The organism is Sporosarcina highlanderae (assembly GCF_030433715.1).
Taxonomy (GTDB): domain Bacteria; phylum Bacillota; class Bacilli; order Bacillales_A; family Planococcaceae; genus Sporosarcina; species Sporosarcina highlanderae.
The window spans coordinates 83451-97243 of sequence record NZ_JAROCC010000004.1 but is presented as its reverse complement, the minus strand read 5'-3'; the positions used below and the strand labels follow the sequence as shown (position 1 = coordinate 97243).

General features: G+C 43.3%; 17 protein-coding genes and 1 other annotated feature (1 of these 18 only partly in view). Of the genes, 16 read left to right on the top strand and 1 reads right to left on the bottom strand.

Annotated elements, in window-relative coordinates; genetic code table 11:
* Positions 1-40: a sequence feature (ribosomal protein L21 leader region), on the top strand (it extends 34 nt beyond the left edge of the window).
* Between the two features lie 13 nt (positions 41-53).
* From rplU to P5G49_RS06425, 15 genes are all read left to right on the top strand, one after another.
* Positions 54-362 (top strand): 50S ribosomal protein L21, encoded by a 309-nt coding sequence (rplU, locus tag P5G49_RS06495; RefSeq protein ID WP_251694297.1) that lies wholly within the window; start codon positions 54-56, stop codon positions 360-362.
* A gap of 6 nt (positions 363-368) precedes the next feature.
* Positions 369-695 (top strand): ribosomal-processing cysteine protease Prp, encoded by a 327-nt coding sequence (locus P5G49_RS06490; RefSeq protein ID WP_301242679.1) that lies wholly within the window; start codon positions 369-371, stop codon positions 693-695.
* 12 nt (positions 696-707) lie between these two features.
* Positions 708-998: a 50S ribosomal protein L27 gene (gene rpmA, locus P5G49_RS06485; protein WP_191692692.1), complete on the top strand. Its 291-nt coding sequence runs from the start codon at positions 708-710 to the stop codon at positions 996-998.
* 114 nt (positions 999-1112) lie between these two features.
* Complete coding sequence (locus P5G49_RS06480) at positions 1113-1631, top strand: Spo0B domain-containing protein (protein ID WP_301242678.1); 519 nt, start codon at positions 1113-1115, stop codon at positions 1629-1631.
* Positions 1632-1643: 12 nt separating this feature from the next.
* A complete protein-coding gene (obgE, locus tag P5G49_RS06475; RefSeq protein WP_301242677.1) occupies positions 1644-2942 on the top strand; it encodes a GTPase ObgE in 1299 nt (432 codons plus the stop codon).
* Positions 2943-2982: 40 nt separating this feature from the next.
* Positions 2983-3438, top strand: coding sequence for an ACT domain-containing protein (locus P5G49_RS06470; protein ID WP_301242676.1), 456 nt, complete (start codon positions 2983-2985; stop codon positions 3436-3438).
* A gap of 51 nt (positions 3439-3489) precedes the next feature.
* Positions 3490-4353, top strand: coding sequence for a prephenate dehydratase (gene pheA / locus P5G49_RS06465; RefSeq protein WP_301242675.1), 864 nt, complete (start codon positions 3490-3492; stop codon positions 4351-4353).
* A 189-nt stretch (positions 4354-4542) separates the two neighbouring features.
* Positions 4543-5820, top strand: a complete 1278-nt coding sequence (locus tag P5G49_RS06460) for a LysM peptidoglycan-binding domain-containing protein (RefSeq protein ID WP_301242674.1) — start codon at positions 4543-4545, stop codon at positions 5818-5820.
* A 7-nt stretch (positions 5821-5827) separates the two neighbouring features.
* Positions 5828-6697, top strand: a complete 870-nt coding sequence (locus tag P5G49_RS06455; RefSeq protein WP_301242673.1) for an aminoglycoside phosphotransferase family protein — start codon at positions 5828-5830, stop codon at positions 6695-6697.
* A gap of 135 nt (positions 6698-6832) precedes the next feature.
* Positions 6833-7438, top strand: a complete 606-nt coding sequence (ruvA, locus tag P5G49_RS06450; protein WP_301242672.1) for a Holliday junction branch migration protein RuvA — start codon at positions 6833-6835, stop codon at positions 7436-7438.
* Positions 7439-7471: 33 nt separating this feature from the next.
* Positions 7472-8476 carry a Holliday junction branch migration DNA helicase RuvB gene (gene ruvB, locus P5G49_RS06445; RefSeq protein ID WP_301242671.1) on the top strand — a complete coding sequence of 335 codons (1005 nt, stop codon included), beginning with the start codon at positions 7472-7474 and terminating at the stop codon, positions 8474-8476.
* Positions 8477-8513: 37 nt separating this feature from the next.
* Entirely contained in the window at positions 8514-9554 is a 1041-nt protein-coding gene (gene queA / locus P5G49_RS06440; RefSeq protein WP_301242670.1) for a tRNA preQ1(34) S-adenosylmethionine ribosyltransferase-isomerase QueA, read from the top strand.
* Between the two features lie 37 nt (positions 9555-9591).
* Positions 9592-10731 (top strand): tRNA guanosine(34) transglycosylase Tgt, encoded by a 1140-nt coding sequence (tgt, locus tag P5G49_RS06435; RefSeq protein ID WP_301242669.1) that lies wholly within the window; start codon positions 9592-9594, stop codon positions 10729-10731.
* A 38-nt stretch (positions 10732-10769) separates the two neighbouring features.
* Positions 10770-11042 (top strand): preprotein translocase subunit YajC, encoded by a 273-nt coding sequence (gene yajC, locus P5G49_RS06430; RefSeq protein WP_301242668.1) that lies wholly within the window; start codon positions 10770-10772, stop codon positions 11040-11042.
* A gap of 107 nt (positions 11043-11149) precedes the next feature.
* The gene (locus P5G49_RS06425; protein WP_301242667.1) at positions 11150-11791 is read left to right on the top strand and encodes a DUF421 domain-containing protein; all 642 of its coding nucleotides are present in this window, start codon (positions 11150-11152) and stop codon (positions 11789-11791) included.
* Here P5G49_RS06425 and P5G49_RS06420 read toward each other — a convergent pair.
* Positions 11785-13305, bottom strand: coding sequence for a putative polysaccharide biosynthesis protein (locus P5G49_RS06420; protein WP_301242666.1), 1521 nt, complete (start codon positions 13303-13305; stop codon positions 11785-11787). The two genes, P5G49_RS06425 and P5G49_RS06420, sit on opposite strands and share 7 nt — an antisense overlap.
* 97 nt (positions 13306-13402) lie before the next feature.
* On the opposite strand from P5G49_RS06420, the gene P5G49_RS06415 reads away from it, so the two are divergent.
* Positions 13403-13723 carry a post-transcriptional regulator gene (locus P5G49_RS06415; RefSeq protein ID WP_301242665.1) on the top strand — a complete coding sequence of 107 codons (321 nt, stop codon included), beginning with the start codon at positions 13403-13405 and terminating at the stop codon, positions 13721-13723.
* Positions 13724-13793: the final 70 nt, after the last annotated feature.

Genomic DNA, 13793 nt, shown 5'->3' with positions numbered 1-13793 from the left:
TCCGTTAGGATCACCTTTGAAGGCGAGTCTGAGTCTATAGAGGAGGTGCAAGTATGTACGCAATCATTGAAACTGGTGGAAAACAAATCAAAGTCGAAAAAGGTCAAGAAATCTTCATCGAGAAATTAGTCGGCGAAGCTGAAGAAACTGTAACATTCGACAAAGTTCTATTCGTTGGTGGAGAAGACGTGAAAGTTGGCGCTCCATTCGTGGAAGGTGCTTCTGTAACGGCTAAAATCGTTAAACAAGGCCGTGCTAAGAAAATCACTGTTTTCAAATACAAGCCGAAAAAGAACTACCACAAAAAGCAAGGTCATCGTCAGCCATACACTAAAGTTGTCATCGAAGGCATCAACGCGTAAGCCGGCATGATCAAAATCATTATTAATGAACAACAATCGGGTCGTATCAGCTCTTTTGAGATGAAAGGCCATGCTGATTTCGCTGAACATGGAAAAGATCTCGTCTGTGCAGGAGCTTCTGCGGTTTCATTCGGAGCCGTTAATGCTGTCATTGCACTCACTGGAATAACACCTGAAATCCAACAAGGATCTGATGGAGGTTATCTCAAAGCAGTTTTTCCGGAAACGGAGAAAGACGATGAAATCCAACTAATCGTGAAGGCAATGATTGTTTCATTACAGACGATTGAACAAGATTACGGGCAACATATAAAACTTATTTTCAACCGATAGGAGGTGGCACTTATGTTACGTTTGGATCTCCAGTTTTTCGCATCGAAAAAAGGGGTAGGTTCTACAAAGAACGGTCGTGACTCTCATTCGAAACGTCTTGGCGCAAAGCGCGCTGACGGACAATTCGTTTCAGGCGGCTCTATCCTTTATCGCCAACGCGGAACAAAAATTCACCCAGGTGAAAACGTTGGCCGCGGCGGGGACGATACACTTTTTGCGAAAGTTGACGGCGTAGTTCGTTTTGAACGTTTTGGCCGCGACAAGAAAAAAGTTAGCGTATACCCTGAAGCTCAAGAAGCTTAATGTTATCACTAACATTGAAAGGACTGCATATTACCGTGCAGTCCTTTTTATATTTGGCGAAACCCATATTCAAAATGCTATACTGTATAGTATGAAACTTTTGGCGGTGATAAAATGGGATCCGATAATCTGACATTGGGAAAAGCATTAAAGTTTGCACGCCACGATTTTTTAAACGATTTACAACTAATGTTACTATACCTCGACCTTGACAAAACGTCCGAGGCAAGAAAAACATTAATGAACACAACAGAACGCATGAGACAGCTTTCGATGTTAGAAAAACTCCGCTTGCCCGAAACGGAAGTTTGGTTAACCACATTCGAATGGAGGCATACTGTCTTTTCAAAAGAACTACAATGCCACATTACAGCTGGTGAACGGTCCGCTGATGATGCACAAGTAGCTAGTTATTTGGAGCGTTTGATCAACAATCTTAAAACAATTGTAGATCCTATGGAAGAATATCGCGTTCGAATAACTGTGAATGCCAGTGAAACACATTGGTCCATTCAGTTAACAATAGACGGTCCACTCAAAGACGTTCCACCAATTCCAATGGTTGAAAACGGTTTTGAAGTGAGCGAAAAAAAGCAGGATAAGCAATGGACGTTCACAATCAGTGGACAATAGGAGGAAGTAAACATGTTTGTCGATCATGTAAAGGTATATGTTAAAGGCGGTAACGGCGGGGATGGAATGGTTGCATTCAGACGTGAGAAATACATCGCGTACGGAGGACCTGCCGGAGGAGATGGCGGAAAAGGCGGAGACGTCGTTTTCATCGTCGATGAAGGTTTACGGACACTTATGGATTTCCGTTACCAACGACATTTCAAAGCTCCTCGTGGGGAGCATGGAGGAAGTAAGAACATGCATGGCAAGGGCGGACAAAACATGGTCGTTAAAGTACCGCCGGGCACGATTGTAAAAGACGTAGAGAACGGTATTATCATTGCGGATCTTGTCGAGCACGGTCAGACCGCCGTCATCGCGAAAGGCGGCCGTGGAGGGCGTGGGAACTCACGCTTCGCAACACCTCAAAACCCTGCACCTGAACTTTCTGAAAAGGGGGAGCCGGGAGTTGAAAGAGAAGTTACCCTTGAATTGAAAGTTCTTGCTGACGTGGGATTGGTTGGTTTCCCAAGTGTAGGGAAGTCGACTTTATTATCAGTTGTTTCCGCAGCAAAACCGAAAATTGCAGATTATCATTTCACCACGCTTGTACCAAATCTCGGCATGGTGGAGCTTGAAGGTGGAAGGACTTTTGTGCTTGCAGATTTACCAGGCCTTATTGAAGGTGCGCATGAAGGGGTCGGACTTGGTCACCAGTTTTTACGACATATCGAACGGACGCGTGTCATTATTCATGTTGTTGACATGTCAGGACTTGAAGGCCGAGACCCTTATGAAGATTTCAATACAATCAATGAGGAATTGGAAAAATATAATTTGCGATTGATGGAACGTCCACAAATTATAGTTGCAAACAAAATGGACATGCCTGATGCCGAAGAAAATCTAAAGGAATTCAAAGAAAAGCTTGCTGATGAAGATGCATTAATCTTCCCTATTTCAGCGGTTGCTCGTGAAGGATTGGATCAGCTTCTATTTGCGGTTGCCGATCTGCTTGAAACGACTCCTGAGTTCCCGATGTACGAAATCGAGGATGAAGAAGAGGAAGAAAACCGATCTGTTCTTTATAAACACGAAAAAGAAGAAGCGGACTTCAAAATCACCCGTGATGATGATGGTGCATTTGTACTTTCAGGCTATTCAATTGAACGTCTATTTAAGATGACTGATTTCAACTTCGATCAATCCGTCCGTAAATTTGCTCGTCAATTGCGCGGAATGGGAGTCGATGATGCACTTCGCGAACGCGGTGCAAAAGACGGGGATACTGTAAGACTCCTCGATTTTGAATTTGAATTCCTTGAATAATGTCCATTAAAGTTATTGAAATGTGGCAAGGAGGCTTTCAATGAAACAATTGGGGGAAGGTCAATTTTATCTTGTTAGAGAAGATGTACTCACGGAATCGATGTTGAAAATGCTTGAAGCGAAAAGACTGTTAGCTAGCGGAGAAGAAAGAACGATTCAAGAGGCGACTAAGCGGGTTGGGCTTTCAAGAAGTGCTTACTATAAATATAAGGATACTGTCTTCCCGTTTGAATCGATTGCACGCGAGCGCGTCTTAACAATTTTCATCCAATTAGAGGATCGGAAGGGTTCACTTGCGTTGTTGCTCCGTGTCATCTCGGAAGCAAGATGTAATGTGCTGACAATTCACCAGACAATACCGGTGCAGGGGCGTGCGAATATTACGCTGTCACTGGATGTAACAGAAATGGAGATCAGGATGGAGGAGTTCATGCAACGGTTGAAAGCCCCGAATTTCATTGACTCCGTCCATTTGATCAGCTCTGGTGCGTTATAACCTATAAAAATAAAACTGTACTTGCAGGTAGAGAATTGGGAGGAACAGATAATGTCTGAAACGCAATACAAGCCGACGGTCGCCTATTTGGGACCGGAAGCGTCTTTTACACATATTGCAGCAACAACCCTTTTTGGAAGTGCAGGCCTTGTTCCACAACCAACCATACCGGATTGTATAGAAGCAGTGGAGGAGGGGAAGGTCGCTTATGCAATTGTTCCCCTCGAAAATGCTTTGGAAGGTTCAGTTCCGATGACAATCGATTATTTATTCCATGGTAGCGAGTTATTTATCAATGCTGAAATATCGATGGCGATTGAACAGCATCTCATGGTGAATAAAAAAATGAAGGAAAAATCAGGACAAATTGAATCAATACATTCCCATCCGGTAGCACTTGCTCAATGCCATAAATATCTGCAATATCATTATCGGCGTACACCATTGATGCAGACTACATCAACAGCAGCTGCGGCAAAACACGTTTCCGAAAATCCGGAACTTAGTATAGCGGCCATTGGCAATCGATTGGCGGCTGAAAAATACAACCTACATATAGCAGAAGAAAATATACATGATTTCCATTTTAACCATACCCGATTTGTTGTTTTGTCCCTTCGAAAAGGTCATTTGGATCTTCCTAACCATTCAGAAAGAGCAAAAACAACCTTAATGGTGAAATTGCCTGAGGACGATCGATCTGGGGTACTTCACCAAATTCTTTCCGTCTTTGCTTGGCGTAAACTCAATCTTAGTAAAATTGAATCCAGGCCTATGAAGACGGGATTAGGAAATTATTTTTTCATAATAGATGTAATGGAAAACGAAGAGCAACCAATGATGAAAGGTGCCCTTGAGGAGCTTGCGGCGTTGAATTGCTCCGTTCGCTCATTCGGCTCGTATTATACGTATTAACCAATACCCTTGAACTGAATTATTTCGGTTCAAGGGTGTTTTGTGTTAAATGGATAACCTTTGCTTTTGATGAATAATAGACCCTTTTCTGCAATATACATAGTATGAGAGAGGGCGCCAATCACGAAATTGCGTCACATAGACGGGCGTTCATTCATACGATGGATTGATGGAAGGGGGATTTTGTTAGTGGATGTCCATATTGTTGTAAAAGGGGATACGTTGTGGAAGATTGCACGACAGTACGGTATCCCTTTTGAAGAATTGAAAAGGGTCAATGCCCATTTAGCGAACCCGGATTATATTGTACCGGGTATGAAGATATTCCTGCCGAAGAAGGCGGAACATAAGTCGAGTGGGAAAGGTCCGGAAAAAATGCCTGAGAAACACCATCATCAACCTGCAGCGCCGCCAAAGGAGAAACACCATCATCAACCTGCAGTGCCGCCAATGGAGAAACACCATCATCAACCTGCAGCGCCGCCAATGGAGAAACCCACACATCCGGTAAAGCCTTCAGCGCCGAAGCAACCGGCAAAGCCGCCGCAAATGAAGCCGCCTATTCCTTTGCCGCCTGTATTAGAAAAGCCTCCGGTCATGCAGCCGCCGATGCCACCTGTAGAGCAGCCAACTGCTCCACCGGTAATGGAGCAACCAGCCCCACCCGTAATGCAACCGCCTACTGCACAGCCAATGCCAATCCCGATGCCTATGCCTATGCCGATGCCTATGCCTTGTTGTTATCAACCGATCATGCCGATGCCTTGTGGTTGGGTGCCAATATATGATGCTGATTGCTTCCCGATTACCCAACCAGCATTTACCCAACCGAGTTTTATACCGCCTTCACCACAACCGGAAATGCAGATGCCGCCGCAGATACCTGAAGTTCCAACCTTCCCTGCTCAGTTGGGAGTAAAGCCGCCTTTAATGGATATTAGTGAGGAATCAGAGGAATTCGAAGAGTCCCCAATTATTCCTGGTAGTGGGGTAGGAGCTTCACCAGAATATCCGATAAGTGGTTGGGAGTTGACGGAGTCTCCAACAATGCAACTACCAAATTTCGAGGAAATGGTGAATTGCCCGCCTGAACAGGCATATATTCCGCAAATGATTTCGCCGGAATTCCAACCAAATCAAGGTGGTATGATGAATCCGCAGGAAATGTTTGGAGCAAATTATCAATGGCAAACACCTTGTTCTTGTGAGTGCCATCAATACCCTATGAATTTTCCATGCTTTTTGCCGATGAATATGATGCCTATGCAACCGATGCAAACGATGCCAATGCAACAAATGCAACAAATGCAACCAATGCAACCAATGCAACCAATGCAACCAATGCAACCGATGCCGATGCAATCAATGCCGATGCAACAAATGTATCCGATGAATCAAATGTACCCAACCCAAATGTATCCAATGCAACAATTCAATCCGATGGATAATAACGGCTGCGGATGCTGACCGGCGTATGGCGCTGGAAAAAAATATCCGGAAAGTAAAGGAAAATGTTTGGAAGTTAGTGGAAGGCGAAGCCGCCTATTCGTTAAAGAAATATAAAGCCCGATCAACGGCAGTGAAAGTGGAGTATGTCCACCGACAACTACAAGCTATACGATTTCCGCATATTGTGCCGATCATTTCTACGGAAGATCCTTTATACATCATGCAGCCTTGGATTGAAGGGACAAAACCGGTCAACTTCAGGAGAAGGGCAGACCGTACGGATTCCCTGTTGGCTCTTCAAGCATTACATCAAACAAAAGAGCAGATTGATTGGGATGCTTCCCAGTATCTTCACAGATACCAGCTGATTGATAAATGGCAAGAAAGACTGGAGCGTTTCATTGATAATCGTTTGTCCTGTGAAAACTATCTTGGTAAAAAGACGGTTGATGATATTATTCTTTTCGGGAAAAAAGCACTTCCTATGATAAAGAAGCAATACCATCAACCTTTTGGCCAGACTCTACTTCACGGAGATGTTGTCCATCATAATATTTTGCGTGATGAAAATGGACTGATCCGCTTCATCGATTTTGATCTTGCGTGTACGGGTCCCTCCGGAACTGAGCTTGCACTTTGGATGCATCGTGTTCTTCCGAATGTCGGTTATAATCTTGAATTTCTCTTGGCGGAACAATCTGCCTTGAATGATTTGGATAATGCTTCAAAATCCATGTTGTTTTATCCGAATGAGCTGTTAAGGGAATGGTTGCATCTTTTAAACCTACCTAAGAACAAACAGTATAGTCTTGCAAGGAAACTCATACCTTTTACAGAAAGCGCCCTCTCTGCATGGCCGAAACTATGGTATGATGTTGAACGGAATATGAATTAACTGATGCAAAGCCGCTTCGACAGCGGCTTATTTTTTTGCTTTTTTAATTGAAGTGGGCCAGTCCTTATCACATCTATAGATAGAAAATCCGTTCGTATGCTATAATAGTTTCTATACTTTAGGGGGAGAATGGATTTGTACGATTATATAAAAGGAATCGTCACACGTGTGACACCAGAATACATAACGCTCGAGCAGGGGGGCGTTGGCTGGCAGATTATGACGCCTAATCCATATGCATTTCACCGGACAGAAGAGGTTCAGCAAGTATATACGTATTTGCATGTAAGAGAAGACATGCAGTGGTTATTAGGATTCAAATCGCTGGAACAGCGCGAACTGTTCAAAAAACTCATCACTGTTTCGGGAATCGGTCCGAAAGGGGCACTTGCAATTTTGGCGAGCGGCATCCCATCTCAGGTCGTAGGAGCAATTGAACGGGAAGACGAAACTTTCTTGGTCAAATTCCCAGGTGTCGGTAAAAAGACCGCAAGACAGATGATCCTCGATTTGAAGGGTAAGTTAGCTGATTTATTTTCCGAAATTGAAATGCCCGATGAGGAAGCAACACTTTTGTCTATGGTTGAAAATGATGCGTTGGAAGAAGCAATCCTTGCATTACAGGCACTTGGCTATTCGCAGCGGGAACTGACAAAAGTTAGAACAGCAATGCAAAAGGAAGAATTAGATACAGAAGGCTATATGAAACTTGCGTTGCGCTTGCTATTGAAACAGAATTAACCGAAGTCTATTTGAAAGGAGGAATGGGCAGGCATGGAGCGAGTCATTTCAAGTGAACAATCTGGTTTCGACGATAGCTTCGAACAATCGTTGCGCCCGCAGACGCTCAAACAATATATTGGACAGGAAACTGTAAAGGACAATCTGAGTATTTTCATCCAAGCTGCAAAAGGAAGGAATGAAAGTCTGGATCATGTCCTTCTTTACGGTCCGCCGGGACTCGGGAAAACTACATTGGCAACAGTTATTGCCAATGAGATGGATGTCAACGTGAAAATGACAAGCGGCCCCGCTATTGAACGACCAGGGGATCTTGCAGCTGTCGTTTCATCTTTGGAACCGGGCGATGTTCTTTTCATCGACGAGATCCACCGTCTGAACCGATCAATCGAAGAAGTGCTCTACCCAGCTATGGAAGACTTTTGCCTCGACATAGTAGTCGGTAAAGGGCCATCCGCGAAATCGATCCGCCTTGACCTACCTCCATTCACACTGATAGGAGCAACAACAAGAGCAGGCTCTTTATCCGCACCTCTAAGGGATCGTTTCGGCGTACCACTTCGTCTTGAATATTATGGAGAAAAGCCTTTAAAAGAGATTGTCACAAGAAGCGCAAACCTATTCGACGTTGTTATCGATGAAGGGGCAGCTATGGAAATCGCTAAAAGGTCAAGGGGAACACCGCGAATCGCGAACAGACTTCTAAGAAGAGTACGGGACTACGCGCAAGTAAGGGGCAATGGAAGCATTACTTCTGAAATCGCAAACGAAGCCCTTGAAATGCTACAAGTCGATTCCCATGGTTTAGATCATATTGACCATAAATTACTCTTAGGCATGATCGAGAGATTTCGTGGGGGCCCAGTTGGAATTGATACAATAGCAGCAAGTATCGGGGAAGAATCCATCACCATTGAGGACGTTTACGAACCCTATTTACTGCAAATCGGTTTCCTACAAAGGACACCACGCGGAAGAATCGCAACACAACTTGCATACGACCATTTTGGCTTTCCTGCGCCAGAAACGGTAAACTAATGAAAACAGTTAATGATAGAAGGAGTCTTCACAAATTATGGATGTAAATGATTTCGACTTTGAATTGCCGGAAAGTCTAATAGCACAAACACCTTTAAAAGACCGTACGGCAAGCCGACTAATGGTATTAGACAAAGTTACAGGGGAAGTGGAACATAAAAAGTTCCGGCAAATTGTCGATGAGCTACAGGCGGGAGATGTAATCGTTCTGAACGACACACGAGTTCTTCCCGCTCGTTTGATCGGAGTAAAAGAAGAGACTGGTGCATCAATCGAAGTTCTCCTCTTGAAAGAAAACGGTCAAGATGAATGGGAAACACTTGTGAAACCTGCAAAACGAGTCAAAGTCGGAACTGTCATATCGTTCGGTGATGGTAGGTTACAGGCAGAATGCACCGATATCCTTGAGCAAGGTGGAAGGATATTCAAATTCCATTATGAAGGAATCTTCTATGAACTATTGGATGAATTAGGACAGATGCCCCTGCCTCCTTACATCACCGAAACTCTAGACGATCAATCACGTTATCAAACGGTTTTTGCAAAAGAAAGAGGGTCAGCCGCGGCTCCTACAGCCGGTCTGCATTTCACTGAAGAAATTTTGCAGGAAATTAAAGAAAAAGGCATTGGTGTCGAGTTTATCACTTTACATGTAGGGTTAGGTACATTCCGCCCAGTCAGTTCTGATACGATTGAAGAGCATACGATGCACTCGGAGTATTATCATGTAACAGAAAGTGCAGCAAAAGCGATTAACGACGCGAAGTCAAAAGGCGGCAATATCATTGCTGTCGGTACAACCTCAGCCCGTACACTCGAAACAATCGCTTCGCAAAATGATGGGAAAATCATTCCGACAAGCGGTTGGACTTCCATCTTCATCTATCCGGGCTATGAATTCAGTATTCTTGACGGGATGTTGACGAATTTCCATTTACCGAAATCGACGTTAATTATGTTAATATCGACTATGGCAACTCGTGACCATATTTTGGCTGCATATAAAGAAGCGGTAAAAGAGAAATACCGATTCTTCAGTTTTGGTGATGCAATGTTTATAAAGCCTCCAAAAAAGTAATGGGAATTATATTCCTTGATTAGAAAGGGTAGTATTAATGGCAGCAATCACATACGAACATATTAAGACGTGTAAACAGACAGGCGCTCGGTTGGGAATCGTCCATACGCCGCATGGCTCATTTGAAACTCCAGCTTTCATGCCTGTAGGGACACAAGCGACTGTTAAAACCATGTCTCCTGAAGAATTAAAAGAGATGGGTGCAGGTATCATTCTTGGCAATACTTATCATCTTTGGCTAAGACCAGGACATGACGTTATCAAAGAGGCTGGCGGCCTCCATAAATTCATGAATTGGGATCGGCCGATATTAACGGACTCAGGCGGTTTTCAAGTATTTTCATTGAGTGAATTCCGCAAAATAGAAGAGGAAGGTGTCCATTTCCGCCACCATTTGAATGGGAGCAAACTGTTCCTCAGCCCGGAAAAAGCGACTGAAATTCAGAATGCTCTTGGTTCGGACATCATGATGGCATTCGACGAATGTCCTCCCTATCCTGCAACATTTGAGTATATGAAAGCGAGTGTCGAACGGACATCGAGATGGGCGGAACGCTGCCTGAAGGCGCATGCCCGTCCTGAGGATCAAGGACTATTCGGTATCGTGCAAGGGGGCGAATTCGAGGAACTTCGTAAACAGAGTGCAAAGGACCTTGTCTCATTGGACTTCCCGGGTTATGCTATCGGAGGATTGTCCGTCGGTGAACCGAAAGACGTCATGAACCGTGCGCTTGAATTCACAACTCCTTTGTTGCCGGAAAACAAACCGCGTTACTTGATGGGAGTCGGTTCTCCGGATTCATTGATCGATGGTGCGATACGCGGAGTCGATATGTTCGACTGTGTTCTACCAACGCGTATTGCTAGGAATGGAACACTTATGACAAGCGAAGGACGCCTCGTTGTGAAAAATGCGAAATACGAGCGCGATTTCGGACCATTGGATCCGAACTGCGATTGTTATACTTGCAAAAATTACAGTAGGGCATACATCAGGCATTTGATCCGTGCGGGTGAAACCTTCGGTATTCGATTGACGTCCTATCATAATCTCCATTTCTTATTAAATTTAATGGAGCAAATTAGGGATGCAATCCGAAATGATCGGTTAGGAGATTTCCGGGAAGAGTTTTTTGAGCAATATGGATTTAATAAACCAAATGCAAAAAACTTTTGAATCTTGTATAATAAACCGAGAGAAGAGGGGGGAATAATATGGGTGACTCATTAGGTACTTTTTTACCAATTATCGCGATGTTCGCAATCATGTGGTTTTTACTGATTCGACCTGCACAAAAAAGGCAAAAACAGACGAAACAAATGCAAGAGAGCTTAAAACGTGGTGATAAAGTTATCACGATTGGCGGTATCCACGGCGTAATCGACGCAGTTGATGAAGGTTCTGTATTCTTGAAAGTTGCAGATGGTACAACATTGCAATTCGATAGACAAGCTGTAGGCCGTGTTGTTGACGGAAGCGCATCTTAAAAACGTTTAAAGAGGCAGTTACACAGTTCACTGTGTTGCTGCCTCTTTCTTATTTTGTATATTCCTTCCTCAGATAAGACATCCTTATTTGGATAGGAGGAATTACTTTGTATGATCTATTAATAATTGGAGTTCGGACTGTTTTTTTGTATGTGCTCGTATTAATAATTCTTCGAGTAATGGGGAAACGTGAAGTCGGGGAATTAAGTGTTATTGATGTTGTTGTGTTTGTTATCATTGCGGAAGTCGTCGCAATTGCTCTTGAATCGCCCGATAAGAAAATAAGCCATACAATATTACCCATGCTCGTCCTCTTAGGTATCCAGCTGCTAACTTCCTATATTTCTTTGAAGAGCAAGAAATTCAGAGATCTTGTAGATGGAGATCCAACTGTAATCATTGAAAATGGTGTCATACAAGAAAAGGAAATGAGGAAACAAAGGTATAATATGGATGATCTATTCCAACAACTTCGTGAACAGCAAATTGGTTCAGTACGTGAAGTCTCCTATGCCTACTTAGAGCCATCGGGAAATCTTTCGGTTTTTAAGCATGACCAAACCCAGCCAGTTCTTGCGCTCATTTCAGATGGTGTAATCCAAAGCCGTCATCTCGAAATTATTGGAAAATCCGAGAGGTGGCTCGTTGACGAATTAAGGGAATTAGGCGTCAATGATGCCGAGCAGGTTTTCTATTGCTCCTATGAAGATGAAGTGCTGCATTTCCAACTAAAAGAAGAATATCAATAAAGTTTAACAAGCCTTTTTAGCATTAATACGTCATTTTTCTTTACTTGACCAAATAACAGGAGGATTACAAGGAGGAAAGCCGTTGTAACAAGACATTCAACCAACAATCCGAATTGTCCGATCGGAACGAAAATAGGACGCATGACCGCCGTCATGATGAATGATACATATGGCAAAGCAAACATTGTAAAACCGGCCGCGGCAGCTTTGTTCTTCCTTAAAGTAGCAATATGGAGGAATGAGGTAACCAGCACGCCAAAGCCGATTGCGAGAACAGCGCCTGTTTCCTGCAAACCAGGCTGTGATGCCAAAATGAACATCACTCCTAATTTTGCAATTCCTCCATATACAGAATTCATCATGCCGGCTTTTGCGTCACCGGTAGCTTGCAAAATCGAATATAACGGCCCTTGGATATAGTAGAAGAAAAAGACAGGAGCCAATAATGACATATAGGAACCGCCTTCGGAAATTTTGAATAACTTTTCAGCTAACTCCTGTCCATGAACATAAAATACTGCCGCTGCAAAAGCACCCGTCAGTGCTGAAAGACGTAAAGCCAGTTGAATCCGTTCTTGAAGCTTCTTTTTATTGCTGGAGGCAGCTGCCCCACTCACAGCTGGCACAAGGACAACAGACAAGGCGTAGGGAATGAATGAAGGGAATAGCAGTAACGGTATTAAAACCCCAGAGATAATGCCGTAAAGCGATGTGGCAGCAACCGCACCGACACCAGCTAAAGAAAGTGCGCGCAAAAAGATGATTGGCTCCAAAAACCAAGTAAACGTACCGAATAACCTGCTTCCTGAGGAAGGTAGAGCAATCGACAAGATTGGCCCCATTGGATACTTTTCTCTCTTTTGAACTATAGGATTTCGTTCGCGTTTCTTATGCTGGTGATATTTGAACCATAAATAACAAGCTGAAAGTCCTTCTGCAAGTAAGGTGATACCCATTGCATAGGCGGCATTCATTGCGTTGTTATCTGGAGTTAGGAACATCGGCAACATCCAAGTTATTAAAACGATCCGGAAAATTTGTTCAATAATTTGAGACCAAGCCGTTTCTTCAATCCTAACGATTCCTTGAAAGTACCCTCTTATCAGACCGCAAACAGCCGCAATCGGTATGATGGCGATTCCGACATATAATGTTGTGGAAGATGCGGCATTCCCTAACAATGTTTCTGAAAGATAGGGAATAAATAAAATGGATAATGGTATGAAGATAATTCCGGTAATAATCGTAATAACGGTTGCTGTCTTCATAACCGCAGGCAACTTGGCGGTTTCACCTTTTACCTTCAATTCTGCAATCACTTTGGCGACTGCTATCGGTACGCCCAATTGGACGAGCGATAGGAAAAAGATAAAGGCGGGATAGGCGGTCATATAGATTCCTACAGCCTCCTCACCAGCCACCCTCATAAACTGGATACGATAGACAAAACCTAATAGCTTGGTCATAAAAACTGCAATCATTAATATGGCGGTTCCACGGATGAAAGTGGACATTCATAAACAACTCCTTCTAAATTCCGGTCATTTCGTTTACACTAAATCTATGCACAAGTTTGTCTATTTACGACTGAACAGGAAAGGATGGGATAGAGTGACGATTCGATTTGAAGAAAAATTCAATCATGCATTGCCTGCAATTGAGAGCAAAAGGGAAGAATTCCGGCTTTATGGCTATCCGACTGTAACAAACGAAGAAATTTGGAAATTTTGCATCCGTAGAAAATGGCGTAAAAAAAATATCGAAGAAATGCCCATCCACGAGATTGTGAACAGCATTCTTCGATTGACTTCAGCTGAATTTATGACTTTTACTCAAATTGAGGAGCAAAGGGATGCAAATTGGTTTTCAGATTTAAATAGTGATGAGCTACAACTATTGTTATCCCCGAAAACTTTGGACTTTAAGGGTTAACGTGTAACATTACTGACACTTAGCTATTTGACAGATGCATTTCTCTGTTTCATAATTGGAGTATTGTATT